The following is a 25,410-nucleotide window of genomic DNA, read 5'->3' as shown; positions in this document are numbered from 1 at the left end:
TTAGCCTATCCCTTGGGAGTTATTGGATGATCGAAAGTTCTAAAGTTGGTGCATCACCGTTCAGTTTTACGCCTTATGTGGAACAGGAAGGCGAAGAATACATGAATGATGCTCAATTAAAGCATTTTGAGAACATTCTAAGAAACTGGAAAGCCGAACTGATGAAGGAAGTGGACCGCACCGTCCACCACATGCAGGATGACGCGGCCAACTTTCCCGATCCGAACGACCGGGCCACGCAGGAATCCGAATTCAGCCTGGAGCTCAGGACCCGCGACCGCGAGCGCCGTCTGATCAAAAAAATCGACGAAGCGTTGAAGGAAATCGAATCGGGCGGTTATGGCTTTTGCGAGTCCTGCGGCATCGAAATCGGTATCCGTCGTCTGGAAGCGCGCCCGACTGCGACCTTGTGCATCGATTGCAAAACCCTGGATGAAATCCGCGAAAAACAAATGGGCTGATTTTTAGCCGCGCCGTGGCGGATGCTCAATCCTATGTCGGCCGGTTTGCGCCGTCGCCGACCGGTCCCTTGCACCTCGGTTCTCTCTACACGGCGCTCGCGAGCTTCCTTGACGCGCGCGCCCGGCGCGGCCTTTGGTTATTGCGCATCGACGACATCGACACGCCGCGCAATGTGCCGGGCGCCGTGGGCAGCATATTAAAGACGTTGGAGGCTTACGGCCTGCAGTGGGACGGCGCGGTTTATTACGAAAGCCAACATTTGGACGACTATGAGCAGGCGCTGGCTCGGTTGCAGCATGAAGGCCTGCTCTATCCCTGCGTTTGCAGCCGCAAGCGGCTGGCCGAACTCCCCGGCAGGCACGATATCTATCCGGGGCTGTGCCGAAACCGGATCGCGATTCCAGCCGGTCAGCCCTACGCCTTACGCGCCAGAAGCGACGATCGCGACATCGTCTTCGAAGACCGGCTGCAAGGCCTCATTTGCCAGAACCTCGCGGCCGAACACGGCGATTTCATCCTGAAACGCAAGGAAGGCATCGTCTCCTACCAGCTCGCCTGCGTGATCGACGATCATCTGCAAGGCATCACGCATGTTGTTAGAGGGCTCGATCTCGTCGACTCGACCCCAAGGCAGATTTTCCTGCAACAACTGCTCGGCCTGCCGACGCCTTCCTACCTGCATGTGCCGATCATCATCGACAGCCACGGCTATAAACTCAGCAAGCAGACGCTGGCCGAGGCGGTGACCTTGCGGAATGCGCCTGCGGTGATGTTTAAACTGCTGGAATTATTGCGGCAAAAGCCGCCGGTAGAACTGAAGCAGGCATCCTGCCCGGAACTGCTGGACTGGGGCGTGCGGAACTGGGATCCCCTGCCGTTGAACAAAACCCGTTCGGTTCAGCCGGGATGATTCAATGCCCGGCAGAAAAGGTCGATGCGGAATCGGATCGCAAAAGTATTACCGCGTACTGGGCATCCTGAGTAGTACGCTGAAGTGCTTTAAATCTCGTCTTTCTCTACCCAGGTCTTGACGATCGGAGGCTGGTAATTTGTAAAGCGGTCCAGCAGCTTCCCGGGATCGTTTTCCACGATCAGTATCGCACGGTGAGAGGGGTGGACAAAGTGTTCCGTTACCGCATGATCCAGAAATTCGATCAACGGGTCGTAATAGCCTTCCACATTAAGCAGGCCGCAGGGCTTGTCGTGAAAACCCAGCTGGGCCCAGGTCCAGATCTCGAAGAGTTCCTCCAGTGTGCCGAGGCCGCCCGGAAGGGCGATGAAGCCGTCGGACAGCTCCGCCATCCGCATCTTACGCTCGTGCATCGATTGCGTGACATAGAGTTCGCTTAGGCGATAATGCGCGACTTCCTTGCGCATCAAGGCTTGGGGGATTACGCCGACCGCCTTGCCGCCTAGCTGTAGCGCATGATCGGCTACTGCGCCCATGATGCCGATGCCGGCGCCGCCGTAAACGAGGCCGATGTTGCGGCTTACCAAGGCTTCGGCGAGATCGCGGGCGGCGTCCGCATAAGCTTCTAATCGTCCGGGGTTGGAGCCGCAATAGACGCAGATATTTTTGATTGGTTTCATGAATTCCTTGCGCCGGACGAGGGGGGGCATAGCGTCCGTCATGTTTCGGGGATAGATGATAGGGTGTTGATGCTGTGTCTGAATATCAACAGTCGATGGAGCGGCAATCGGGCCAAAGCAGCCTGGCCAATTGCCGGTCATGCGCGCGGCTCAATGCGATCAGCGCCAGTGCGCGCGCCGGTCAGGGCAAAGGCCATGTCCAATCGCGTGTTCCAGGAATAGCCTTGGGTGCCGAGAAAAGCTTCGGCGCCGTCTTCGCCGTCCACCACTCGATCATTTCATAAACGGCGCTGAGCGCCAGACAGAAACAGAGGGTCATGAAATTCAGCCAATAGGCCAGCGGCGTCAAGCGAAAGTGATTTCGGGTCGCGAAGACCGCGATCATGCCGATCACGGTGGGCAGGGTTTCCATCATCCAGGTCGGATAGTCTTTCGGGTGAATGCCCGACCAGATGAAAACCGCCCAGAACAGCGCGAGTCCGGATGTATACATGGCTTATTAGCAGCGAGAGTCCGTTGAATGCTGTCATTATCTCAAAGCGGCGGCATTTTTTCATGCATCGAACATTTTCGATGAGCGTTCTAAAGAACCCAGCCTTTGATCGGGTGGGAAATAATGATCCGATTTGTGACTTGCAGCGCTAATTTGGTGCGCCGCAGTAAACTGGCTAACGGCTTAAATTGCGTTAATGGGGGGGGGCAACCCATTCGCATCAGGACAGAAAAAGATAAATGGCGCGCCGCGCTCTTTTGATCGCTTCGTCGTCATCCTCGGCGGTCACATTGATGATCGACCGCAACTGGTTGCCCAAAAACACGCGCAAATGATAGCCGTAATTATCACAGATCAACTCTGCGTCATTCCATTTTTCAACGATTCGTATCATAAAGTCTCCTTAATCCAAGGGGTGCAAATTTTTTTGTCTAAAAGTGTTGATAAAATTACAGCAAAAAATGGGCCATAGTCTGTTTTTGTTTGATCGCCGCGATGCATAGTGCAAATGTCTAAGGCAAACAATCCTTAGGACCATGATGCTGGAGATTTTTCTCCCTTACGACGCTATTATTTTCCTTGTAAGATGAATCCGCGATGAATGCCCTAGAAATCGCGGGCTGGCCGGAAGGCGTGGTCCGGGTTAGCGGTTTACATCAGTTGATCAAAATAGCAGATTTTCAGGAAAAGTGTAGGTAATTTTCAACTGAGTCAAAAAATTAGATAAGTATTGCTGATACGGTGATTTTCGCCGGACAAAAAAAAGCCCGTCAGATGACGGGCTTTTGTCGAGCCGAATGAAGCGGGTCAGTTTTTGGCTTTATCGACGATTTTGTTCGCCTTGATCCATGGCATCATCGCGCGCAGTTTTTCGCCGACGACTTCGATCGGATGCTCCGCGTTCAGGCGGCGACGCGCGGTCATTTCCGGATAGTTGGTCGCGCCTTCCAGGATGAAGCGTTTCGCGTATTCGCCGTTACGGATGTTGTTCAGCGCTTCCTTCATCGCTTTGCGGCTTTCGTCGTTGATCACGCGCGGGCCGGTCACGTATTCGCCGTATTCGGCATTGTTCGAGATCGAATAGTTCATGTTCGCGATGCCGCCTTCGTACATCAGGTCGACGATCAGTTTCAGTTCGTGCAGGCATTCGAAATAAGCCATTTCCGGTGCGTAACCGGCTTCGACCAGGGTTTCGAAGCCGGCCTTGATCAGTTCGACCGCGCCGCCGCAGAGAACAGCCTGTTCGCCGAACAGGTCGGTTTCGGCTTCGTCGCGGAAAGTGGTTTCGATGATGCCGGAACGGCCGCCGCCGATCGCCGAGGCGTATGATAGGCACAAGGCCTTCGCGTTGCCGGATGCGTCTTGCTGCACCGCGATCAGATCGGGCACGCCGCCGCCGCGGACGAATTCGGAGCGGACCGTGTGGCCCGGCGCTTTCGGCGCGATCATCACCACGTCGAGGTCGGCGCGCGGCACGACCTGGTTGAACAGGATCGAAAAGCCGTGCGCGAACGCCAGGGTTGCGCCTTGCTTGATGTTCGGCTCGATTTCGGCCTTGTACAACTGCGCCTGAAACTCGTCAGGGGTCAGAATCATCACCACGTCGGCGCCGGCGACCGCTTGCGCCACGTCCTTGACGGCCAGGCCGGAGCCTTGCGCCTTCGCGACCGAAGCCGAATTCGGCCGCAAGCCCACTACCACATCGACGCCCGAGTCTTTTAAGTTGTTCGCATGCGCATGGCCTTGGGAACCGTAGCCGATGATCGCGACTTTTTTGGATTTGATGATCGAAAGATCCGCATCTTTGTCGTAATAAACTTGCATTGTTGTACCTGTTGTTGCTTTTAAATTGGAAAATGAAACTGTGCGTTTGGCTTATAAGTGCAGGCCGCTTTCGCCGCGCGAAATGCCGGTCGGGCCGGAGCGCACGACTTCGATGATCGCCTCGGGCGCGATCGCGGCGATGAACGCGTCGAGCTTTTCGGAGGGGCCTGTCATCTCGACCACATAGGTGCTGGCGGTCACGTCGACGATCTTGCCGCGGAAAATATCCGCGAGGCTTCGGATTTCAAGCCGGTTCTGTTCGGTGCTCCTGACCTTGATCAGCATCAGTTCGCGTTCGATATGCGCGCCGACATCGACCAGATCGAGGACCTTGACCACGTCGATCAGCTTGTTCAATTGCTTGGTGATCTGCTCGATGATGTCGTCGCTGCCGCGCGTCACGATCGTCATTCGGGACAAGGTCGGATCTTCGGTCGGCGCGACGGTCAAGGATTCGATATTGTAGCCGCGCGCCGAAAACAGGCCCGCGACGCGCGACAATGCGCCGGATTCGTTTTCCATCAAAACGGAGATGATGTGTCTCATTAGGCTAATTCCCTGTCTGTTGAGGCGGAGTCGGCAACCCGAAGCTTCATGTCGTTATGGGCCTTGCCGGCTTCGATCATGGGATACACGTTTTCGGTCCGGTCGGTGATGATGTCCAGGAACACGGTGCGATCTTTCATCGCAAACGCCTGTTCGAGCGCCGGCCGGACTTCTTCCGGCTTGTCGATGCGCATGCCGACATGGCCATAGGCTTCGGCAAGCTTGACGAAATCCGGAATCGTGTCCATGTACGAATGCGAGTAACGGCTTTCGTAGGTAAACTCCTGCCATTGCCGCACCATGCCCATGTAGCGGTTGTTCAGGTTGATGATCTTGATCGGCGTGTCGTATTGCAACGCGGTCGACAACTCCTGAATGCACATCTGGATGCTGGCTTCGCCGGTCACGCAGGCGACATCGGCGTCCGGAAAGCCGAGCTTGACGCCGATCGCCGCCGGCATGCCGAAGCCCATCGTGCCGAGGCCGCCGGAGTTGATCCAGTGGCGCGGCTTGTCGAAACGGTAATATTGCGCGGCCCACATCTGGTGCTGGCCGACATCGGAGGTGACGTAGGCGTTGCCCTTGGTGACTTCCCAGAGTTGCTCGATCACATATTGCGGCTTGATCAAGGGGCTATTGCGGTCGTATTCGAGGCACTTCAGCGCCTGCCATTGGGCGATTTGCTCCCACCAGGCCTCCAGCGCTTTTTTGTGCGGCTTATGTTTGTGCTCCTTGATCAGTTCGATCATCTGCTCCAATACCGGCTTCACTTCGCCGACGATCGGAATGTCGACCTTGACCGTTTTCGAAATCGACGCCGGATCGACATCGATATGAATGATCTTTGCGTGCGGGCAAAATTTGTCCAGCTTGCCGGTCACCCGGTCGTCGAAGCGCGCGCCGATCGCAATGATCACATCGCTCTCGTGCATCGCCATGTTCGCTTCGTAGGTGCCGTGCATGCCGAGCATGCCGATGAACTGCTTGTCGGTGGCAGGATAAGCGCCGAGTCCCATCAGCGTGTTCGTGATCGGATAGCCGAGCAGGCGGGTAAATTCGGTCAGTTCCCGGCTCGCTTCGCCGAGTACGACGCCGCCACCGGAGTAAATGACCGGGCGTTCCGCGGTCAGCAGCAGATCGACCGCCCGCTTGATCTGGCCTTTATGGCCGACCACGGTCGGATTGTAGGAGCGCACCGATACCTTTTTCGGGTAGTGATACGGCACCTTGATGTTGGGGTCGGTGATGTCTTTCGGAATGTCGACCACGACCGGGCCGGGGCGGCCGGTGGTCGCGATGTAGAATGCCTTCTTGACCGTTTCGGCGAGCTTGGTCACGTCCTTGACCAGGAAATTATGCTTCACGCAGGGGCGGCTGATGCCGACCATGTCGACTTCCTGAAAGGCGTCGCTGCCGATCACCGGCATCGACACCTGCCCCGAGATCACGACCAGCGGGATCGAGTCCAGGAAGGCGGTCGCGATGCCGGTGATCGCATTGGTCGCGCCGGGACCGGAGGTGACCAGCACGACGCCGGGCTTGCCGGTCGCGCGCGCATAGCCGTCGGCCGCGTGGGTCGCGCCTTGCTCGTGCCGGACCAGAATGTGTTTGATGTCCTGCTGCTGGAACAGTGCGTCATACAAATGCAACACCGCGCCGCCAGGATAGCCGAAAATATATTCAACGCCTTCGTCTTTAAGACTCTGCACCAATATTTGTGCGCCGCTTAACTCCACCCCAATACCTCGTTCTACCTGAAATGTTCTCAAGCCGGCGGTCCGGCTTTGCTTTTTGCCGCATGGTCAATCCCGATGTGTGCAAGACGCATCGAAAAACCGTTAATTATAGGCCATTCTTCCGGCAATATCTTCTGTATTCTACTCGGTTCTTGGCAAAATTGTAATGTTCAATCTTCATCCGCCCTATCGGCTTGCGCTTCCTGGGTGTCGGCACGGGAGTTGCATGATTTATCGCAAGAGGTCCAAGGTGCGGCTAAAGCCGCATTTTGGCAAGGTATGCGTTTCGGATTCGTCTTTTTCGCTCCAAAATGGGGCTGTTGGTGCGAGATTGGCGAAGATCGGCGAAAATCTGAAAACTTAGCTGAATGTTTTATTTAAAACGCCTAAAATGGCCGCCATCTATTTTCAACTTACCGTAATTTGACCGATGCCTAAGAGACAATTAACAAAGAGTCACCCGAAAGCCGATATTACGAATCTGCCAGCTCTGGGAATGGACAAGGAAGGCCTAAAGGAGGATTTCAAGCGTTACTACGGACACCGGCTGGGGCGGGATGAGCATAGCAGTTCGCTGCATTATGCTTACGAAGGATTCTCGCTCGCGATCAGCGATCGCCTGATCGAACGGTGGAAAAAAACCTATAACGCCTATAAGGAAACCGACTGCAAACGCGCCTACTATCTGTCGATGGAGTTTTTGATGGGGCGCACGCTGAGCAATGCGATGCTGAATCTGGGGCTCAACGACGCGGCCAAAACCGCGATGTATGATCTGGGCCTGGATTTGGAAGAGTTGGTCGATAACGAGCCCGACGCGGGGCTCGGCAACGGCGGCCTCGGTCGTTTGGCGGCCTGCTTCATCGACAGTTGCGCGACCTTGCAACTGCCGGTTACCGGCTATGGCCTGCGCTACGAATACGGCATGTTCACGCAGTTGATCGTGAGCGGCGAGCAGGTCGAAAAGCCCGACCATTGGCTGCGCAACGGCAATGTCTGGGAAATCGAACGCCTCGAATATAAGCAACGGATCAAGTTCGGCGGCCGCACCGAGGTGCATGTCGATGAGTACGGCAAGAAGCGGGTGGTCTGGGTCGATACGCATGACGTGCTGGCGATACCCTTCGATACGCCGATTCCGGGTTTCCAGAACGGTACGGTCAACACCTTGCGTCTGTGGAAAGCGGCCGCGACCGAGGAATTCAATCTCGATGAGTTCAATGCCGGCGATTATGCCGAATCGGTCGCCGCGAAAAACACCGCCGAAAACATCACGATGGTGCTGTACCCGAACGACGCGAACGAGAACGGCAAGGCCTTGCGCTTGAAGCAGCAATACCTCTTGGCTTCGGCGAGTCTGCAGGACGTACTCGAAAAATGGGTCGGCAACCACGGCAAGGATTTCAGCCAGTTCGCGGCGAAGAATTGTTTTCAATTGAACGACACGCATCCGAGCATCGCGGTCGCCGAGCTGATGCGGTTGTTGATCGACGAGCACGATCTCGAATGGCACGAAGCCTGGCTGATCACGCGCGAAACGATGGCCTACACGAACCATACGCTGCTGCCGGAAGCCTTGGAAAGATGGTCGGTTTCGCTGTTCAGACACCTGTTGCCGCGCCTTTTGGAAATCATTTTCGATATCAACGCGCATTTCCTGGCCGAGGTGTCGGCCCGCTGGCCCGGCGACATCGATCGTCTGGCGCGCATGTCGCTGATCGAGGAAGGTCACGAACAGCATGTCAGAATGGCTTATCTCGCGATCGTCGGCAGCTTCTCGGTCAACGGCGTCGCGGAATTGCATTCGAAATTGCTGCAACAGGGCCTGTTTCGCGACTTTTACGAACTGTGGCCGGAAAAGTTCAACAACAAAACTAACGGCGTCACCCCGCGCCGCTGGCTCGCATCGTGCAATCCGGAGCTGGCGGCATTGATCAGCGAAACGATCGGCGACGGCTGGCTGACCGATCTGACGCAGCTGAAAAAACTCGAGAAATTCGCGGACGACAAGAAGTTCCAGAAGCGCTGGCAGCAGGTGCGCCATAATGCGAAGAAACGTCTGGTCGATCTGAAGAAGATCGAGCATGACATCGATATCAACCTGGATGCATTGTTCGACGTCCAGGTCAAACGGATTCACGAGTACAAGCGCCAGTTGCTGAACGTGTTGCACGTGATCCATCTGTACGACCGCATCAAGCGCGGCGATACCGCCAACTGGACCAACCGCTGCGTGCTGATCGGCGGCAAGGCGGCGCCGGGCTATTTCATGGCGAAGCGGATCATCAAGCTGATCAACAATGTGGCAGACGTGATCAACAACGACCCGGCGGTCGGCGATAAGCTGAAACTGGTATTTTTGCCGAATTACCGGGTGTCGGCGATGGAAAAGATCTGTCCGGGCGCCGATCTGTCCGAACAAATCTCGACCGCCGGCAAGGAAGCGTCCGGTACCGGCAACATGAAGTTCATGATGAACGGTGCCTTGACGATCGGTACGCTCGACGGCGCGAACATCGAAATCCGCGAGGAAGTCGGCGACGAGAATTTCTTCCTGTTCGGCCTGACCGAGCAGGAAGTCGAGGAAACACGCCGCCACTACGATCCGGTCTCGATCATCGAAGCCGATGAAGACCTGAAGCGGGTGATGAACCTGCTCGAGATGCGCTATTTCAACTCCTTCGAGCCGGATATCTTCGATCCGATCATCGCGTCGCTGAAAAGCCCGCACGATCCGTGGATGACGATCGCGGATTTCCGCAGCTTCATCGATGCGCAGCGCCGCGTCGAAGAAGCCTATCGGGACCAGGAGCGCTGGACGCGGATGAGCATTCTGAACTGTGCCGCCAGCGGCAAATTCTCGACCGACCGCACGATTTCGGATTATAACAACGAGATCTGGAAACTGACGCCGGTTCCTGCCCAAAAGTAACCGCTCGATGTTTCATATCGTGTTGTACGAGCCGGAGATTCCGGCGAATACCGGCAACATCATCCGGCTTTGCGCCAATACCGGCGCAAAGCTGCACTTGATCGAGCCTTTGGGGTTTGAGCTGGAGGACAAGAAGTTACGCCGGGCGGGACTCGATTATCATGAATGGGCCGAGGTGAAGGTGTATCCGAAATGGGCCGATTTCATCGACAGCGTGCGGCCCGGGCGGCTCTTTGCGATGACCACGAAAGGCAAGACGCTGTTTAGCGGCGCGGCATTCGAAGCCGGCGATGCCTTGCTGTTCGGTCCCGAAAGCCGGGGCTTGCCGGCAAGCCTGCTGGCCGATCTGGGAGAAGAGCATCGCCTGTATCTGCCGATGCGGCCGGAGAGCCGTAGCCTAAACCTGTCGAATACGGTCGCGGTTGCGTTGTATGAAGCCTGGCGGCAACAGGGTTATTCGGGTGCCGCGCTCAAATAGAAGGGATGCCGGAGATCCTCCGGCCTAGAACTAAAAAACCGCGCAATTCGCAAGAATTGCGCGGTTTTTTTTCGACCGGATGATCTGTTCGTCAGATCAGGCGGGCGCGGAAAAAGCATGCGCCCGCCGTTGCCGGCTCGCTTTAGTGCGCGGTACTGACTTTCTTGCCTTTGGTCTGGCCGATTTCACCCAGAGCCTTTTCGAACCATGGCGCGTCGATGTCGAACGGCTTGCCGCCCTTGATGCGCGGGAACTCGATCGCGCGCAGCACGTTGCCGTTGTCTTCGTCATGGCCGATCACGCCGGCTTCGCGGCGCAGCGCGCATTCGACCGCCAAGTCGGCGCAGGATTTGATCAGGCGGATGTCTTCGGCGTTCGCGGCGGAGGCGCGCGCGAAATAGCCGGATTTTTGCACCAGCGTCTTTTCCGCGCCGATCATCTGCGCGAACTGTTCGCCGAACCATTTGCCCGGATTCACCGCATCCAGCTTGATGTGGCCGAACGCATCGCGCGGCACTTCCTGTCCTTTCGCCTGCATTTCGGCGACGATCGCTTCGACGCCGGCGCCTTCGGAGACGAAAATGTTCACGCAATCGACGGTGTCCATCACCGCACGCAGGCGGGCGGCTTCGGCGGCCAGGTCGACGTCCATTTCCGGCACGAAGATGCCGTGGACTTCGTAGGTGTCGCGGCTCAGGCCGAGATCCGGCAGCCATTCGGCGCGGTCGAGGAGCTTCCGGTATTCGACCGCGGTTGCGGCGGTCAGCCAACCGCAGCTGCGGCCCATCACTTCGTGCACGATCAGCATGCGCGGATTCGAGTTGTTTTCCGCGACCACGTTCCAGAAATAGCGCGCGCCTTGTTCGGCGGCGGTCCAGGCGCCCAGGGATTGCTTGATCGGGAACACGTCGTTGTCGACCGTTTTCGGCAGGCCGATCACGGTCAGGCCGTAGTTGTTCTTCGCCAAAAACGCCGCGAGGTCGGCTGCGGCGGTATTGGTGTCGTCGCCGCCGATCGTATGCAGTACGTCGACGCCGTCCTTGACCAGTTGGTCGGCCGCGACTTTTTGCGGGTCCTGACCTTCCTGAACCAGGCCGCGCTTCACGCAGTCCTTCACGTTGGTCAGTTTGACGCGGCTGTTGCCGATCACCGAACCGCCAAATTTTTGCAACAGGCCGGCATTGTCGCGCACCGCCTGGGTGACCTTGTAGGAGTCGCCGAGCAACAGGCCTTTGTAGCCGCTGCGGTAGCAGATGATTTCGATCGACGGATCGATTTCGTTGTAGCGTTCGATCAGGCTGCCGATCGCAGAGTTAAGGCAAGGGGCCAGGCCGCCGGCGGTCAAGATTGCAACTTTTTTAGGTTTGTTCATGTGCGTTTTTATAATCATTGATGGTTAAAAAATGCGTGGCTAAGGCGGCGCCTCGGCGCCGACTTGTCCTTTAGTGCCCGTGTCATTCTGCTGGATACGGTACAACCGGATTAACCGAGGAATTTTATCATAGAACCGCAAAATTTCCCGGCATTATCAAAATGCCGCGAGCGGCCGGAAATTATGGGAAAATAACGGCAGCCAACGCTTTTCCTTTTCACACCGCAGGTTGTTTGCATGATCGTTTTATGGACCGACGCCTTGATCTTTCTGCTGATCGCGATGGTGATCGGGCTGGGAGTCGTTATTCGCGGCAAGGAGCATTTCCGGCGTCCGCTGCGCCGGATCGCCGCGAGCAGGACCGGCATGGTGTCCCTGACCGTGCTGCTGTTTTTTGTCGCGATCGGGCTGATCGATTCGATCCATTTCAAGGCCTCCGGCGATGACGGCAACGATGTGATCAGCGTGCTGGACACCTGGGCTGCGCCGATGCGCCGGCGCGGTGAGAAAACCTATTCGGCGCCGTTTTCGGCGTATGGCTACGGCAAGGAAATGGTCACGGCGGCCGACGGCACGGCGCGCTGGGATTATCCGCGCCTGCAATACGGCGGCGCGCATTTGAGCGATCCCGGGACGCAGCTTGCCGCCGATATTCTGAAAAAGAGTTTATACGGCCTGTTCCAGGGCGCGAGCCTGTGCGGGTTTTTCTGGCTGATGCTGTGGGGCATTTATGCGGCACGACAAAAACCATTTTTGCACGGCTCGGCCCCGGCCAAGAGCGCGCTGGCGGTCGGTTTCGCGGTCGTGACGATCGGTTACGCCTTGTGCTATTTGTCCCTCTATTACCATGTGCTCGGCACCGACAAGGTCGGCGAGGACGTGTTTTACCAGACCATCAAAAGCATCCGCACCGGCCTCGTGATCGGCACGCTGACGACCTTGATCATGCTGCCGATGGCGATCCTGTTCGGCATCCTGGCCGGTTTCTTTCAGGGCTGGGTCGACGATCTGATCCAGTACATCTACACGACGCTGAATTCGATCCCCGGCGTCCTGCTGATCGCGGCATCGATTTTGATGGTGCAGGTGTACATGGCGAACCACGAGGAGGCCTTCACCAGCGTGGTCGTGCGCGCGGACATGCGGCTCCTGTTTCTGTGCATGATCCTCGGCGTGACCAGCTGGACCGGCCTGTGCCGGCTGCTCCGCGCCGAAACGCTGAAGCTGCGCGAGATGGAATACGTGCAGGCGGCCAGAGCTTTGGGCGTCAAGCAGGGCGCGATCCTGACCCGGCACATCCTGCCGAACGTGATGCACATCGTCTTGATCTCGGTCGTGCTCGATTTCAGCGCCTTGGTCTTGGCCGAGGCGGTGTTGTCCTACATCAACATCGGCGTCGATCCGACCACCTACAGCTGGGGCAACATGATCAACGGCGCGCGCCTCGAAATGGCCCGCGAGCCGGTCGTCTGGTGGTCGCTGACCGCCGCGTTCGTGTTCATGTTCATCCTGGTGCTGGCGGCCAATCTGTTTGCGGATGTGGTGCAGGATGCGTTTGATCCGCGGCGAGCCGGCAACGGATAATCGCTCCAAAAATAGTGTGAGGTAAAGCTATGACAAAACAATATATTACCGATGGAAGAATATATTGAATTGATGGAAGACATGGATGATTTGGCGTCAGTCGTTGAATTGAGAAACGAGTCGACTATTCCATGGGGACAGGTAAAAAAGGAGTTGATCCGTGTCGGTCTGCTATAAAATCGAATTTCCGCTAGAAGTTGGTGATCTTTAAATTATCTCCAGTCTAACAAGCTATGTGATATACAGAGGAGCATTTAATCTATGCATACCAAGCTAACACTGCATCTTGACAATGAATTGATTGAGCAAGCGAAGCTATTTGCCAGACAGCATGATAAATCGGTTTCGCAAATTGTGGCTGACTATTTTCAAATGCTTTCGCGGCAAACCAAGATTGACCGGGTTCCCCCGATAACGCAATCATTAACTGGAATTTTGCAAAAACATCAAGTCAATGAGGAAGACTATAAGCAGTATTTGCGGGATAAATATCTTTGAAAATCGTATTCGACACGAATGTTGTTCTCGATGTGCTGCTCGACCGAGAGCCGTATTCTCAGATTGCAATCAATCTATTTGCAGCGGTGGAAAACAAAGTTGTTGAAGGGTGCTTATGCGCTACTACGATCACAACCGTTGATTATCTTTGTACAAAAGCCATCGGACGAAAACCCGCGAGGCTTGCGATCGGGCGATTGCTCGAATTATTCCGTTGTGCGGAAGTCAATGAAGCTGTTTTGAAAGCGGCGCTGGCATCTGATTTCTCCGACTTTGAAGATGCGGTTCTATACCATGCGGGTATTTACGCAAATGCCGATGGTATTGTGACGCGCAATATTAACGATTTCGCGGCTGCGGATCGTGCAATCTACACTCCTGCCGAGTTATGGAGCATCATTCAACTCAATGAATAGACCTTTACTCTCAGTCAACAACCTCAGTGTCGCCTTCAATCGCCATCAAAAGGTCGTCGATCGCATCAGCTTCGCGATCAATCCGGGCGAAACCTTCGCGCTGGTCGGCGAATCGGGCTCCGGCAAGTCGATGACCGCGTTGTCGGTGCTGCGCTTGCTGCCGGATAACGCCAGCATCGAAGCCGAAGCGATCACCCTGAACGGCGACAATCTGCTCGAACATTCGGAACTCGAATTGTGCAGGGTTCGCGGGCGCCGCATCGGGCTGATCTTTCAGGACCCGATGTCGTCTTTGAATCCGGTCATGACGATCGGCAGCCAGATCGCGGAAGTGATCGAGAGCCATTTTTCGCTGCCCAAGGCCGCCGTACAGGCGCGCGTGCTGGAATTGCTGCAACAGGTCGAGATTCCGCACCCGGCACAGCGGGTCAACGATTACCCGCATCAACTCTCGGGCGGCCAAAGGCAGCGCGTGATGATCGCAATCGCGCTGGCGGGCAAGCCCGATCTGCTGATCGCGGACGAGCCGACCACCTCCCTGGACGTGACGATCCAGGCGCAAATCCTCACGCTGCTCAAAGGCATTCAACAGCAGACCGGCATGGCGTTGTGGCTGATCAGCCACGATCTGGCGCTGGTTTCGACGTTGGCGGACCGGGTCGCGGTGATGCAGCGGGGCAGGATCGTCGAGACCGGGGCGCTGCCGGATTTTTTCCACCAGCCGAAACATCCCTACACGCAAAAGCTGCTCCAGGCCTTGCCGTCGATGCAGAGCTGTCTTACGCATCAGGCCCAGGAAGCGCCGCCGCTGCTGAAAGTCGAGGATTTTCGCTGTTACTACCCGATCCGCAAGGGCCTGTTCAAGCGCGTGGTCGATCATGTGCGCGCGGTCGACGGGGTCAGCTTCACGATTCCGCGCGGCAAGACGCTGGCGCTGGTCGGCGAATCCGGCTGCGGCAAGACCACGCTCGGCAAGGCCTTGTTGAATCTGATTCCGGGCGGATTCGGGCAGGTCAGCCTGGATGGCGTCGATCTCGGACAATTGACCGGCGAGGCGCTACGGCAAAAGCGCGCGGACATGCAGATCGTGTTTCAGGACCCGTTTTCGTCGATGAATCCGCGCATGCTGGTCGGCGACATCGTCGCGGAAGGCCTTCGCGCCCTGCATCCGGGCATCGGTAGCGACGCCCGGAAGGAAAAGGTCAGGCACCTGCTCGAACAGGTGGGTCTTCCGGCCGATTCGGCGTTGCGCTATCCGCATGAATTCTCGGGCGGCCAGCGCCAGCGCATCTGCATCGCGCGCGCGCTGGCGGTGAACCCGAAGCTGATCGTCTGCGACGAACCGACCAGCGCGCTCGACGTGTCGGTGCAGGCGCAGATCATCGAGCTATTGAAAATGTTGCAGCGCGAAAGCCAGGTCAGCTATCTATTCATCACGCACGATCTGGCCGTCGTTGCCGAAATCGCCGACGAGGTCGCGGTGATGTACCGAGGCAAAATCGTCGAGCACGGCGAGGTGAAGCAGGTGTTGATCGAGCCGCGGCATGACTATACCCGCAAGCTGCTGGCCGCCGCGCCCGTGCTGGCGGCCGGTTGACACTCAAATTTCTCCGTCAGTAACGCGATGGCCCTGGCAACGCCATCATGCGCTTGCATTTGCGCGCCGATGCGCTGCGCTTGCTCTCTATAGCAAGGTGCGGACAGTATATTGCCAATCGTCCGCGCCAAGGCTTCAACTGTCACGCTTTTTGCCGGTAACGGTTTGCCTGCCGCGCCTAAGGACTGGAGCTGCCTGGCCCAGAACAATTGCTCGTCCATGAACGGCACCACCACGGACGGACAGCCTGCGCGAGTCGCCGCATGGGTCGTGCCCGCGCCGCCATGATGTACCACGGCGGCACAACGTGCGAATACCGGTTGATGCGGATGTTTGCCGATAAAATAGACATCGCCTTGTTGGCTGCCTTCCGGATAATGGGCGGAACTGGTTTGGACGATGGCCCGGCAAGCGGATTTTTCCGCGGCCTGCAAAAATAGGTCCATGCTCCATTCCGCTACCGCCTGCTGCACACTGCCAAAGGTCATATACACCGGCGCCGGTCCCGCTTCCAGAAAGGCCAATAATGATTCGGGCCATTGCCAGCGCCGGGTATCTTCGGTCAAATTCAGAAAACCGCAGCTTTGATGGAATGCGGACCAATATTCGCTGCCCCGGCAAAACACCGGATCGACCGCCACCAGGTTCAATTCTTGTGAGGTCAAGAGTTCGCTGAGCATATTGGCGGGCGGCGTCAAGCCTGCCTCTCGCCATAATCGGGTCAGCGGTTGTTTCAAAATCCAGTTGAAGATCGCATCCAGCAGTTTCCAGCTCAGCGGATTCAGGCGTTTACCCAAATCCGGAAAGCTGAACGGCGGCAAGGCCGGATTAGGAATCGCGGCATGACAAAACGTCACGCTGTAAAATGGCTTATGTTGCAGCAGCGCCGCCAGTTTTAGCGGGTAAAGAAAATGATGGCCGATCACGCAATCGTTTTCGGCGACTAGGGCTTCGGCGGCTTGATAGATTAACGCTTCGGTCGGAAAAAAGGCTTCATCCAATAAAGCCCGGAGCCATTGCAAGGGATTCATCCGAAACGAGCGTTCGGCAAAACCTTCCATATCGAAATCGATGTGTTCGGGGACCTGCCGGTAGCCGATGTGCATTTGCTCGCAGATCGCTTGATAGCTTTGATTGTCGATGCTGCTGACCACCAAGGTGACCTGATGACCTGCTTTTTGCAAGCCATCGGCCAGCGCCAACAAGGGCCGGATGTCGCCATTGGAACCCCAGGTTTGAATGCCGATTTTCATAGTCAATGTATTCCTGTACGATCATAACCGCAACAGCTGCTTTCTATGGGTTTAGCGATTCCACGTCAAGCGGTATGCCGGTTTTTCTCGAAATATTCAGCAGATCATCCACCACGGGCTTAATCAACGGAATCCCTGCTTGGCTTCGAAGCACTTCGGCTTCTCGCTCAGGATCGCCGGGGATCAGGGGGCCATTCGTCCCTGGAGCCGGTTTGGTCTTTCGGAACACGTGAATCCAGTCGTCGATCTGTTTCTTGAATTCATCCTTGTCGATGAAGCCGTCGATCTGCATGGCGCCGAAAAAATGGCCGATGCCTTTGCCGACGCTGCGCGCGGGCATTTCTTGGTTAACAAAAAAAGGCGGAGCGAAAGGGCCCCAGTTGGCGCCGCTCAGGACGCAGCATAAGATATCGACCATCGAGGCGAGACAATAACCTTTGTGCCCGCCCATTTCCCTTTCGAAGCCAAGCGGCAATTGCGCGCCTCCAGTGATCATGTCCTGTGGGTGGGTGGTGTCGCGGCCCTCTCTATCGATGATCCATCCTCTCGGGATTTCTGTTTTCTTGCGTAGCGCGATTTCGATTTTGCCAAAGGCGACGGCGCTGGTGGCCATGTCGATCACGATCGGCGGCTCTTTGTAACCCGGAAAGGCGATGGCCATGGGATTTGTGCCTAGCATTCTTTCCGCCCCCCACAATGGGGCGACCAGCTTCGTGGAATTCGTCATGGCCCAGCCGATGAGATCTCTTTCGAGGGCCTTCAATGGATAGTAGCCGGCGATTCCAAAGTGGTTCGAATTACAGACTCCCACCCAACCGGAGCCGTAAGTCTCGGCTTTATCCATGGCGATCTCATTCGCCTTGGGGCCCACGATGAGGCCCAGCCCATTATCGCCATCGACGGTTGCCACGCTCGCTTTTTCCCGGACGATCTTGATATTGGGCTTGGGGTTGATGCGGCCCAGCTCCAGCATATCCACGTAAGTATGCAGTCTCGCCACGCCGTGGGAGTCAATGCCTCTCAGATCGGACTTGGCCAAAACGTCTGCGGCTTGCCTGGCGTCCGCTTCGAAGATGCCGAAGTGCATGAAAACCTGGGTCGAGAAGTCTTTGAGGCGGTCGGCCGGGAAAAGGTATGAATTTTTCTCGTCGGTCATGATTTTTTACTCGCCTTGAAGCGTCACCACCAGCTCTCGGCTTCCGCCGTGATTCCTGTGCTCGCACAGATAGATGCCTTGCCAGATGCCAAGATTCAGCCGTCCATGGGTGACCGGAATATTCAAGCTGCAGCCCAGAATGCTGCTCTTTAGATGACTCGGCAGGTCATCGCTGCCTTCATAGGTATGCTTGTAGTAAGGCTCATCCTCCGGCACCGTGCGGTTAAAGAAACTCTCAAAGTCCTGCCTTACCGTCGGATCGGCGTTCTCGTTGATGGTCAGCGAAGCGGATGTGTGCTTGATGAACACATTGAGCATGCCCACCGATACTTTCTCCAGCTCCGGAAGCTGCCTGAGGATGTCTTCCGTTACCAAATGAAAGCCGCGCGGCCGGGCTTTGAGCCGGATTTCTTTTTGTATCCACATCGAGGCGGTTCCTCACTGAAAAGGCGCATGATAGCATGGCCCGAAACCCAGGCTAACCGAATTCAGGAACGGGCGGCGGCCAGTATTGGCCGATCGCTTCGCGCCGCCAGAGTTGGCCGGTTTTTGCGCGCTGCTCCGGCGTTGCATAGGCATACCGGTACAGCAGCGCGCGCACAAAAACCGGTGGATGGTCCGGGAAAGGATTCGTGCGCAGCAAGGCCAGGACGGGTGGCGATCCTTCCTGCAAGCGCGCCATGAACGCCGCAAACCACCCGTCGAGCCTGGGTTTTTCCAGCGCGGCAAACCACAGTTGCCAGTCGAGCCGGGGTTGATGCGGAATGTTCCAGCGCAGATTGCGGGACAAATCTCCGGGCTTATAGTTGAATTCGTAAGCCTTCCAGGTCTTGCCGTCATCGGAGCCCTCGATGATGATCTCGTGCCGCTCGGTATTGATCACCCCAAACGGGCCGTATTGATTGATCACCGCAAAAGTCGAGGTCGTCAACACCCAGGAGCGGAAGATTTGCGGGGTCCGGCCTTGGGTGTTGTGCATCCAGGCCGTTAGCGCGCAGACGATCAGCACGAAGACGGTCCATGATCCTGCCAGAAGATGCGCGGCTTCGCCCGGCCGCGGCTGCTGTTGCTGGATATGGGCGACCAGGCGCGCAGGCAGTCTGCCGGCCAAGTCCCGGTCGTCGAACAGCCAAAGACACAAGAGGATCGTTAGCAGATTGAAGAAATTGTAATTGCCGGTCAGGATGATCGCGCTTTGCAGGCCGATAAAGCTCCAGGCGGCGAACAGGCGGAAAGGGCGCGGCAGAAACACGAAAAACGGCACGATCAGTTCAAGCCAAAGCACGCCGGCCACGCAAAGCTTATGGAACCATGACGGCAGGAAATACGCATAGTAGGCCAAAGGCGTGGGCAAGGGCTCGGTCAGGTAATGATAATTCAGCGCGGTCAGCTTGGCCCAGGCCGGATCGCCGCTCGCCACTTTGACCACGCCGCCCATGAACATGAAGCGCGCGACCAGCCAGCGGTACAGAAAAACGTTGAACCGCGATCCCCAGCTCAAAAAGATGCCGATAAACCCGGATTCGAGCAGGAACACGTCCCACTGAAACGAGAAAAAATCCTGTCCCGCGACCGTGACGGACAAATACAGCAGATAGCAGAGGATCAAGGCGGCTTTCTGCGCGATGTTCAGCAGCAACAGCACGGACGATGCCATGCCCGCATAACAGACCAGCCTGAGCGCCGTGTCGGAAGCCGCGAGCCAGAATAGGGTCGGAAACTCGAAATAGCCGCCGCTGCCGTAAAACGCAGCCATCTCCGCGAGTTTCGCTTGCAGCGGCAGGATGCCCTGAGAGCCGATCAAACCCTCGATTTGCGCCGACATCGAGGCGAACGCGGCCAGATAAATCAGCGCCAGACCGCGCAGGAATAGCCAGCTGACGAGCGCGAAAGGCGGGCCGGAGGAATCTAATCGGTTCAGCCGGCATTTGATCGTGCCGGGAACCTGCAAGGGTGTTTTGCGTTCAAACAGAGCAAAGGACATAACGCTTAATCACCTCGGTACAGGTGGGGAGGGGGCAGGTAGTATTTGCCGTCTCCGCCGCAAAATAAATAGGTACGATTACGGACCCGGCAGGCGGCAGGTAAAAATCGATGATGCAGTAAAACAAAGTCACGGTCTATTACGACGGCGCCTGCCCGAAATGCATTCGCGACCGGCAAAATTACGAGAAGCTGTCGGGGGACGCCGGCGATCGGGTCTGCTGGTTCGACATTACCGGCCAGGAAGATCGGCTGCGGGAGCTCGGCATCGATCCCGAGAAAGCCTTGACCGAACTGCATGTGCAGGATGAATCCGGGCGCATTCATGCGGAGCTCGATGCGTACATCCTGTTGCTGCGCAAAGTGCCTGCACTCAGGCCGTTGGCCTGGGTGATCGGCTTGCCGGTGATCCGTCCGCTGTTGGCGCGCCTCTATCACCGGCAAGTGAATCGGCGCTTGCGGAAGCGGAAAAATTTTCTTTAAAAATCAACAAGCATTTTGCCGCATAATGCAGCGAGAGGTCGCCGCGGTATTTTGGTTTAACGGCTTAAAACGCTTTGAAGTTAGGAAGCCTTGTGGTATATTATGGTTTTTAGGATATTCCAGCGTGTTATCCTAATGGCAGGGGCTTAAAAGAGGTTGTAGGTTCATTCCGGCCCCCGCTACCACTTACACGGAAGCCCCATTATGGGGTTTTTTATTTTCTGGGCTCCGGTAACGTGGTTGTAGCATTTGCTTGTCAATGTGAAGAGCCCTGGGCTCTTTTTTTTTGTGCGGTGAAAAGGTAGGAAAAATGAAGCAGGCTCCCGAACATTTGGTTGCCTTAATCGAGCCGGTCGTGGAAGGCTTGGGTTATGAATGTGTCGGCATTGAATATCACCCACATCCGCGGCATGGTTTATTAAGAATCTATATCGACAGTGACAACGGCATTTTGGTCGATGACTGTTCGAAAGTCAGTCATCAGGTCAGCGGCGTGCTCGATGTCGAAGATCCGATTCCCGACAATTATCAATTGGAAGTGTCCTCGCCGGGGGCGGACCGGCCGTTTTTCAAGCTCAGTCAGTTTGAACGCTTCGCCGGCAGCACCGTGCAGGTGAATCTGTTCAAGGCGATCGGCGGACGCAAGCGGATTACCGGTCTGATCGAAAAGGTCGAAGAAGATATCATTACGCTGAACGAAAACGGGCAGACTTTCGAAGTGCCGTTTTCGGCGATCAGTAAGGCGCGTCTGGTGCCGGACTATTTAATCGAAAAAGGAGTACGCAGTGGCAAATAAAGAGATTTTGTTGGTCGTGGATGTCTTTTCCAACGAGAAAGCGATCGATAAAGAAGTTGTCTTCCAGGCGATGGAATCGGCACTGGAAATGGCGACGGTCAAACGTTATGCCAATCCCATCAAGGCGCGTGTCGAGATCGATAGAAAAACCGGCGATTACAAGACTTATCGGCTGTGGGACGTGGTCGCGCCGAACAGCGAAATCAACGGCGATGTCGAGTTTCCGGGTACGCAGATCCTGATCGATGTCGCGAAGTTCGACAATCCGAATGCCGAGGTCGGCGATGTGGTCGAGGAAGAGATCGAGTCGGTCGAATTCGGCCGTATCGCCGCGCAGACCGCGAAGCAGGTGATCATCCACAAGATCCGCGAGGCCGAGCGCAAGAAAATCGTCGATGCCTACAAGAGCCGCGTCGGCGAGCTGATTACCGGCGTCGTCAAGCGCATCGAAAAAGGCAGCGTGTATCTGGATTTGGGCGGCCATGTCGAGGCTTATATCGCGAAGGAAGACATGATTCCGCGCGAAGCGGTGCGCGTCGGCGACCGTATCCGCGGTTATCTGAAGGACGTACGCTCCGAGCCGCGCGGGCCGCAATTGTTTGTCAGCCGGACCGCGCCGGAATTGTTGATCGCGCTGTTCCGCCTGGAAGTGCCGGAGGTCAGCGAAGGCCTGATCTCGCTGATGGGCGCGGCCCGCGATCCGGGTTCGCGCGCGAAAATCGCGGTCAAGAGCAACGATCCGCGTCTCGACCCGGTTGGTGCCTGCGTCGGCATGCGCGGCTCGCGCGTGCAGTCGGTATCGAACGAATTGGCCGGCGAGCGCGTCGATATCATTCTCTGGAATCCGAACGAAGCGCAATATGTGATCAATGCGATGTCGCCGGCCGAAATTCAGTCGATCGTGGTCGACGAAGACAAACATTCGATGGATCTGGCGGTCGGCACCGACAACCTGTCGCAGGCCATCGGCCGCGGCGGTCAGAACGTGCGTCTGGCGACGCAATTGACCGGCTGGGAACTGAACGTGATCGATGCGTCGAAAGCCGAAGCGAATAGCGAAGCGGAAGCGGTCAAGATCAAGGACATGTTCGTCCGGGAGCTCGATGTCGATGACGACATCGCGATGACCCTGGTCGAAGTCGGCTTCAACACGATCGAAGAGATCGCTTATGTGCCGGTCAGCGAAATGCTCGAAATCGAGGGCTTCGACGAAGAATTGGTGAACGAGCTGCGCAGCCGCGCGAAAGATGTGTTGTTGATCAGCGCGATCGCGGCCGAGGAAAAAATAGAAACCAACGAGCCAGCCCAGGACCTTTTGGAGATGGAAGGTATGGACGATGATCTGGCTTATGAATTGGCAAGTCGCGGTATAATCACGATGGACGATCTGGCGGAGCAGTCGATCGACGATTTGCTGAGCTTACCTGAAATGGATGAAGATCGGGCGGCAAAGTTGATTATGAAGGCGCGTGAGCCCTGGTTTTCAGAAGAAAAAGGCGAGTAAGGCAGGAGTAGGCAAATGAGCGATCAAACAGTACGGCAATTGGCCGAGGTAGTCAGAATACCTCTGGAAAGATTATTGGAGCAGTTGAAGGAAGCGGGTTTATCGGCCACTACGCCGGACGACGTGATCAGCGAAGATGAAAAATTGAAGCTTCTGACGCATTTGCGCAAGCGTCACGGCAAGGACGAGGGCGAGTCGAAAGCCGCGCCCCGCCGCGTGACGCTGGAACGGCGCAAGGTGATCGAAATGAAGCAGGCGAGCGTGCCGGGCACGGCGACCAAGACGATCAGCGTCGAAGTCCGCAAAAAGAAAACCTATATCAGCAAGCGCGAGCTTGCCGAAACGGCCGAGCCGAAGACCGTGGCGCAATCGCAACCGGTGGCAGAAGAAAAACCGGTCGTGACAGCGGCGGAGGCGGCGGTTGTCGTTGAGCAGCAAGCCCAGCCGGTCAAGGCGGCCGAGCCGGTCGCGGAAGCGGTCCCAGCGGTGGAAGCCCAAAAGGCGCCGACAGTGGAACCGGTCGTTGAAGTGCCGGAAGAATATGAGGAAGAGGTCGTCGCCGTTCAGGCGGAGCCCGAAGAAGAGCTCGAACTTGAACTGGCGCCGGTAGTCCGGCTTGAAGCGGCCAAAGCCAAGGAAGTTAAAAAGATCAAGGCCGAAAAGCCTGGCAAAGCGAAGGAGCCCGAAGAGGTCAAAAAGAAGATGACCGAAAAGGAGCTCAGGGTCGAGGAATCGATCAAGCGCACCGCCGAAAAAGTCCGCCAGCAGGCCCAGCAGAAGCAGGAAACCCTGCATCGCAAAAAGCAGCGCGACGACGGTCTGTTGACCGAAGGCCGCGATGCGCCGCGCCGGCCGAAGAAAAAGGGCGGCAAGGCGCCGCAGCAGCAACAGCGTTCCAGTGCTCCGCATGAAGGCAAGCACCAGTTCGAGATGCCGTCCGCGCCGATCGTGAAGGAAGTCACGATCCCCGAAACGATCCTGGTATCCGATCTCGCGAACAAGATGAGCGTGAAGGTCGCTCTGGTCATCAAGCAATTGATGAAGCTCGGCATCATGGCGACGATCAATCAGAGCATCGACCAGGAGACCGCGGTGATTCTGGTCGAGGAGATGGGCCACAAAGCGGTCATGCAGAGCGACGACGATCTCGAAAGAGAGATGCTCGCCGAGGCGCAAGCGGAAGAAACCTTCCCCGAACTGCCGCGCGCGCCGATCGTCACGATCATGGGTCATGTCGACCACGGCAAGACCTCCTTGCTCGACTATATTCGTAAAACCCGGGTTGCCGCCGGCGAAGCGGGCGGCATTACCCAGCACATCGGCGCCTATCAGGTCAAAACCGACCACGGTTCGGTCACCTTCCTCGATACGCCGGGCCATGCCGCGTTTACCGCGATGCGGGCGCGCGGCGCCGATCTGACCGACGTGGTCATCGTGGTGGTCGCGGCCGACGACGGCGTGATGCCGCAAACGAAGGAAGCGGTCGAACATGCCCGCGCCGCGAATGTGCCGATCATCGTCGCGATGAACAAGATGGACAAGCCGGACGCGAATCCCGACAAGGTGATGCAGGAGTTGTCGGTGATCAACGTCCTGGCCGAAGAATGGGGCGGCGACGTGCAGTTCCTGAAAATCTCGGCGAAGACAGGCCAGGGCATCGACGATTTGATCGAGGCCTTGATCGTCCAAACCGAAATTCTCGAACTGAAAGCGCCGATCGAAGGTCCGGCCTCCGGTATCGTGGTCGAATCCCGTCTGGACAAGGGCCGCGGCGCGGTCGCGACCATCCTGGTGCAAAGAGGCACCCTCGAAAGCGGCCAGATGGTGCTTTGCGGGCAAGAATACGGCCGGGTGCGGGCGATGTTCAACGAAAACGGCAAAGCGATCAAGGAAGCCGGTCCTTCGGTGCCGGTCGAAATTTTGGGCTTGTCGGGCACGCCGAATGCGGGCGACGAGTTCCTGGTCGTGCAGAACGAACGAATTGCCAAGGACCTGGCCAAGCACCGTGAAGAACGCAAGCGGACCACCCGTCATGCGGCGCAACAGGCTTCCAAGCTGGACGAGGTATTCTCCCGGATGACCGCCGGCGAGACCGCGAGCCTGAACTTGGTGATCAAGACCGACGTGCAGGGCAGTCTCGAAGCGCTGCGCAGTTCCCTGGTCGACTTGTCGACGCCGGAAGTCGAGGTCAAGGTGGTCTATGGCGGCGTCGGCGGCATCAACGAAGGCGACGCGAACCTGGCATTGGCGTCCGGCGCGATTCTGATCGGCTTCAATGTCCGTGCCGATGCGACCGCGCGCAAGCTGATCGAGGACAAGGGCATCGACCTGCATTATTACAGCGTCATCTACGAAGCGATCGACGAAGTCAAAAACTCGATCAGCGGCATGTTGGCGCCGGAAATCAAGGAGCAGATCGTCGGTTTGGCCGAGGTCCGCGATGTGTTCCGCTCGCCGAAATTCGGCGCGGTCGCCGGCTGTATGGTCGTCGAAGGCTTCGTCAAACGCAACCTGCCGATTCGCGTGCTGCGCGAAAACGTGGTGATCTATGAAGGCCAGCTCGAATCGCTGCGCCGCTTCAAGGACGACGTGAGCGAAGTCAAGATGGGCATGGAATGCGGTATCGGCGTCAAAAACTATAACGATGTCAAAGTCGGCGACCAGATCGAAGTCTTTGAACGGACCGAAGTCAAACGCGTATTGTAAA

Annotated in this window: 23 protein-coding genes and 1 pseudogene; 12 read left to right on the top strand and 12 right to left on the bottom strand. The window is 56.8% G+C overall.

All coding sequences use genetic code 11. The features are described from left to right. Positions 1–26: 26 nt before the first annotated feature. Both dksA and gluQRS read left to right on the top strand, forming a co-directional pair. A complete protein-coding gene (gene dksA / locus ACEPPP_RS06695; RefSeq protein ID WP_326500411.1) occupies positions 27–461 on the top strand; it encodes an RNA polymerase-binding protein DksA in 435 nt (144 codons plus the stop codon). Positions 462–475: 14 nt separating this feature from the next. Then, on the top strand, positions 476–1,372 hold the full coding sequence (gene gluQRS / locus ACEPPP_RS06690; RefSeq protein WP_374090261.1) for a tRNA glutamyl-Q(34) synthetase GluQRS: 897 nt from the start codon (positions 476–478) through the stop codon (positions 1,370–1,372). A gap of 89 nt (positions 1,373–1,461) precedes the next feature. Here the strand turns inward: gluQRS and ACEPPP_RS06685 are convergent, their stop codons facing one another. The 6 genes and pseudogenes from ACEPPP_RS06685 to ACEPPP_RS06660 all read right to left on the bottom strand — a co-directional run bounded on the left by ACEPPP_RS06685 (position 1,462) and on the right by ACEPPP_RS06660 (position 6,651). Further along, positions 1,462–2,052, bottom strand: coding sequence for a TIGR00730 family Rossman fold protein (locus ACEPPP_RS06685; RefSeq protein WP_374090260.1), 591 nt, complete (start codon positions 2,050–2,052; stop codon positions 1,462–1,464). Between the two features lie 137 nt (positions 2,053–2,189). After that, positions 2,190–2,437 (bottom strand): annotated as a pseudogene (locus tag ACEPPP_RS06680) (DUF2238 domain-containing protein). A 328-nt stretch (positions 2,438–2,765) separates the two neighbouring features. After that, complete coding sequence (locus tag ACEPPP_RS06675) at positions 2,766–2,939, bottom strand: hypothetical protein (protein WP_374090259.1); 174 nt, start codon at positions 2,937–2,939, stop codon at positions 2,766–2,768. A gap of 413 nt (positions 2,940–3,352) precedes the next feature. Beyond that, positions 3,353–4,369, bottom strand: coding sequence for a ketol-acid reductoisomerase (gene ilvC / locus ACEPPP_RS06670; protein WP_374090258.1), 1,017 nt, complete (start codon positions 4,367–4,369; stop codon positions 3,353–3,355). A 51-nt stretch (positions 4,370–4,420) separates the two neighbouring features. Continuing rightward, positions 4,421–4,915, bottom strand: coding sequence for an acetolactate synthase small subunit (gene ilvN / locus ACEPPP_RS06665; RefSeq protein WP_374090257.1), 495 nt, complete (start codon positions 4,913–4,915; stop codon positions 4,421–4,423). After that, a complete protein-coding gene (locus tag ACEPPP_RS06660; protein ID WP_374090256.1) occupies positions 4,915–6,651 on the bottom strand; it encodes an acetolactate synthase 3 large subunit in 1,737 nt (578 codons plus the stop codon). Before ACEPPP_RS06660 ends, ilvN begins: the two co-directional genes overlap by 1 nt. A gap of 430 nt (positions 6,652–7,081) precedes the next feature. Here ACEPPP_RS06660 and ACEPPP_RS06655 point away from each other — a divergent pair, with 430 nt between their 5' ends. Together ACEPPP_RS06655 and trmL are read left to right on the top strand one after the other, a co-directional pair. Next, a complete protein-coding gene (locus ACEPPP_RS06655; RefSeq protein ID WP_374090255.1) occupies positions 7,082–9,583 on the top strand; it encodes a glycogen/starch/alpha-glucan phosphorylase in 2,502 nt (833 codons plus the stop codon). A gap of 7 nt (positions 9,584–9,590) precedes the next feature. Next, complete coding sequence (trmL, locus tag ACEPPP_RS06650) at positions 9,591–10,061, top strand: tRNA (uridine(34)/cytosine(34)/5-carboxymethylaminomethyluridine(34)-2'-O)-methyltransferase TrmL (RefSeq protein WP_374090254.1); 471 nt, start codon at positions 9,591–9,593, stop codon at positions 10,059–10,061. Positions 10,062–10,203: 142 nt separating this feature from the next. Here the strand turns inward: trmL and ACEPPP_RS06645 are convergent, their stop codons facing one another. After that, complete coding sequence (locus ACEPPP_RS06645; protein WP_374090253.1) at positions 10,204–11,433, bottom strand: pyrophosphate--fructose-6-phosphate 1-phosphotransferase; 1,230 nt, start codon at positions 11,431–11,433, stop codon at positions 10,204–10,206. Between the two features lie 237 nt (positions 11,434–11,670). Here ACEPPP_RS06645 and ACEPPP_RS06640 point away from each other — a divergent pair, with 237 nt between their 5' ends. The 4 genes from ACEPPP_RS06640 (at position 11,671) to ACEPPP_RS06625 (ending at position 15,528) form a co-directional block, all read left to right on the top strand. Then, a complete protein-coding gene (locus tag ACEPPP_RS06640; protein WP_374090252.1) occupies positions 11,671–13,017 on the top strand; it encodes an ABC transporter permease in 1,347 nt (448 codons plus the stop codon). Between the two features lie 261 nt (positions 13,018–13,278). After that, positions 13,279–13,515 (top strand): DUF6364 family protein, encoded by a 237-nt coding sequence (locus ACEPPP_RS06635; protein WP_374090251.1) that lies wholly within the window; start codon positions 13,279–13,281, stop codon positions 13,513–13,515. Further along, positions 13,512–13,931 carry a PIN domain-containing protein gene (locus ACEPPP_RS06630; RefSeq protein ID WP_374090250.1) on the top strand — a complete coding sequence of 140 codons (420 nt, stop codon included), beginning with the start codon at positions 13,512–13,514 and terminating at the stop codon, positions 13,929–13,931. The genes ACEPPP_RS06635 and ACEPPP_RS06630 overlap by 4 nt, the downstream gene beginning before the upstream one ends. Further along, positions 13,924–15,528, top strand: coding sequence for an ABC transporter ATP-binding protein (locus tag ACEPPP_RS06625; protein ID WP_374090249.1), 1,605 nt, complete (start codon positions 13,924–13,926; stop codon positions 15,526–15,528). Before ACEPPP_RS06630 ends, ACEPPP_RS06625 begins: the two co-directional genes overlap by 8 nt. On the opposite strand, the gene ACEPPP_RS06620 is transcribed toward ACEPPP_RS06625, so the two are convergent. Genes ACEPPP_RS06620 through ACEPPP_RS06600 form a run of 5 tightly spaced genes read right to left on the bottom strand, consistent with a single transcriptional unit; the run spans position 15,480 to position 20,220 of the window. After that, on the bottom strand, positions 15,480–16,781 hold the full coding sequence (locus ACEPPP_RS06620; RefSeq protein WP_374090248.1) for a glycosyltransferase: 1,302 nt from the start codon (positions 16,779–16,781) through the stop codon (positions 15,480–15,482). The two genes, ACEPPP_RS06625 and ACEPPP_RS06620, sit on opposite strands and share 49 nt — an antisense overlap. A 43-nt stretch (positions 16,782–16,824) precedes the next feature. Next, the gene (locus tag ACEPPP_RS06615; protein ID WP_374090247.1) at positions 16,825–17,937 is read right to left on the bottom strand and encodes an Ldh family oxidoreductase; all 1,113 of its coding nucleotides are present in this window, start codon (positions 17,935–17,937) and stop codon (positions 16,825–16,827) included. 6 nt (positions 17,938–17,943) lie between these two features. Further along, entirely contained in the window at positions 17,944–18,363 is a 420-nt protein-coding gene (locus tag ACEPPP_RS06610; protein WP_374090246.1) for a secondary thiamine-phosphate synthase enzyme YjbQ, read from the bottom strand. 52 nt (positions 18,364–18,415) lie between these two features. Next, positions 18,416–19,921: a lipase maturation factor family protein gene (locus tag ACEPPP_RS06605; protein WP_374090245.1), complete on the bottom strand. Its 1,506-nt coding sequence runs from the start codon at positions 19,919–19,921 to the stop codon at positions 18,416–18,418. Positions 19,922–19,926: 5 nt separating this feature from the next. Then, positions 19,927–20,220: a hypothetical protein gene (locus ACEPPP_RS06600; protein ID WP_374090244.1), complete on the bottom strand. Its 294-nt coding sequence runs from the start codon at positions 20,218–20,220 to the stop codon at positions 19,927–19,929. On the opposite strand from ACEPPP_RS06600, the gene ACEPPP_RS06595 reads away from it, so the two are divergent. The 4 genes from ACEPPP_RS06595 (at position 20,113) to infB (ending at position 25,409) form a co-directional block, all read left to right on the top strand. After that, positions 20,113–20,403 (top strand): thiol-disulfide oxidoreductase DCC family protein, encoded by a 291-nt coding sequence (locus tag ACEPPP_RS06595; RefSeq protein WP_374090902.1) that lies wholly within the window; start codon positions 20,113–20,115, stop codon positions 20,401–20,403. The genes ACEPPP_RS06600 and ACEPPP_RS06595 overlap by 108 nt on opposite strands. A gap of 310 nt (positions 20,404–20,713) precedes the next feature. Further along, positions 20,714–21,199, top strand: a complete 486-nt coding sequence (gene rimP / locus ACEPPP_RS06590; protein WP_374090243.1) for a ribosome maturation factor RimP — start codon at positions 20,714–20,716, stop codon at positions 21,197–21,199. Then, the gene (gene nusA, locus ACEPPP_RS06585) at positions 21,189–22,703 is read left to right on the top strand and encodes a transcription termination factor NusA (RefSeq protein ID WP_374090242.1); all 1,515 of its coding nucleotides are present in this window, start codon (positions 21,189–21,191) and stop codon (positions 22,701–22,703) included. Before rimP ends, nusA begins: the two co-directional genes overlap by 11 nt. Before the next feature lie 15 nt (positions 22,704–22,718). Further along, positions 22,719–25,409, top strand: coding sequence for a translation initiation factor IF-2 (gene infB, locus ACEPPP_RS06580; protein WP_374090241.1), 2,691 nt, complete (start codon positions 22,719–22,721; stop codon positions 25,407–25,409). Position 25,410 lies beyond the last annotated feature (1 nt).

Origin of the sequence: Methylomicrobium lacus (assembly GCF_041897535.1) — a bacterium.
GTDB classification, from domain to species: Bacteria; Pseudomonadota; Gammaproteobacteria; order Methylococcales; family Methylomonadaceae; genus Methylomicrobium; species Methylomicrobium lacus_A.
Note: the sequence above shows the minus strand (reverse complement) of the source record. Positions and strands in the feature narration are given on the sequence as shown.

What these genes read in the sequence shown, in the direction of transcription:
- dksA (WP_326500411.1), top strand. Translation starts at nt 27, where the DNA reads ATGATCGAAAGTTCTAAAGTTGGTGCATCACCGTTCAGTTTTACGCCT.
- ACEPPP_RS06685 (WP_374090260.1), bottom strand. Translation starts at nt 2,052, where the DNA reads ATGAAACCAATCAAAAATATCTGCGTCTATTGCGGCTCCAACCCCGGA.
- ACEPPP_RS06675 (WP_374090259.1), bottom strand. Translation starts at nt 2,939, where the DNA reads ATGATACGAATCGTTGAAAAATGGAATGACGCAGAGTTGATCTGTGAT.
- ilvC (WP_374090258.1), bottom strand. Translation starts at nt 4,369, where the DNA reads ATGCAAGTTTATTACGACAAAGATGCGGATCTTTCGATCATCAAATCC.
- ilvN (WP_374090257.1), bottom strand. Translation starts at nt 4,915, where the DNA reads ATGAGACACATCATCTCCGTTTTGATGGAAAACGAATCCGGCGCATTG.
- ACEPPP_RS06655 (WP_374090255.1), top strand. Translation starts at nt 7,082, where the DNA reads ATGCCTAAGAGACAATTAACAAAGAGTCACCCGAAAGCCGATATTACG.
- trmL (WP_374090254.1), top strand. Translation starts at nt 9,591, where the DNA reads ATGTTTCATATCGTGTTGTACGAGCCGGAGATTCCGGCGAATACCGGC.
- ACEPPP_RS06645 (WP_374090253.1), bottom strand. Translation starts at nt 11,433, where the DNA reads ATGAACAAACCTAAAAAAGTTGCAATCTTGACCGCCGGCGGCCTGGCC.
- ACEPPP_RS06640 (WP_374090252.1), top strand. Translation starts at nt 11,671, where the DNA reads ATGATCGTTTTATGGACCGACGCCTTGATCTTTCTGCTGATCGCGATG.
- ACEPPP_RS06635 (WP_374090251.1), top strand. Translation starts at nt 13,279, where the DNA reads ATGCATACCAAGCTAACACTGCATCTTGACAATGAATTGATTGAGCAA.
- ACEPPP_RS06625 (WP_374090249.1), top strand. Translation starts at nt 13,924, where the DNA reads ATGAATAGACCTTTACTCTCAGTCAACAACCTCAGTGTCGCCTTCAAT.
- ACEPPP_RS06620 (WP_374090248.1), bottom strand. Translation starts at nt 16,781, where the DNA reads ATGAAAATCGGCATTCAAACCTGGGGTTCCAATGGCGACATCCGGCCC.
- ACEPPP_RS06615 (WP_374090247.1), bottom strand. Translation starts at nt 17,937, where the DNA reads ATGACCGACGAGAAAAATTCATACCTTTTCCCGGCCGACCGCCTCAAA.
- ACEPPP_RS06610 (WP_374090246.1), bottom strand. Translation starts at nt 18,363, where the DNA reads ATGTGGATACAAAAAGAAATCCGGCTCAAAGCCCGGCCGCGCGGCTTT.
- ACEPPP_RS06605 (WP_374090245.1), bottom strand. Translation starts at nt 19,921, where the DNA reads ATGTCCTTTGCTCTGTTTGAACGCAAAACACCCTTGCAGGTTCCCGGC.
- ACEPPP_RS06600 (WP_374090244.1), bottom strand. Translation starts at nt 20,220, where the DNA reads ATGCAGTTCGGTCAAGGCTTTCTCGGGATCGATGCCGAGCTCCCGCAG.
- rimP (WP_374090243.1), top strand. Translation starts at nt 20,714, where the DNA reads ATGAAGCAGGCTCCCGAACATTTGGTTGCCTTAATCGAGCCGGTCGTG.
- infB (WP_374090241.1), top strand. Translation starts at nt 22,719, where the DNA reads ATGAGCGATCAAACAGTACGGCAATTGGCCGAGGTAGTCAGAATACCT.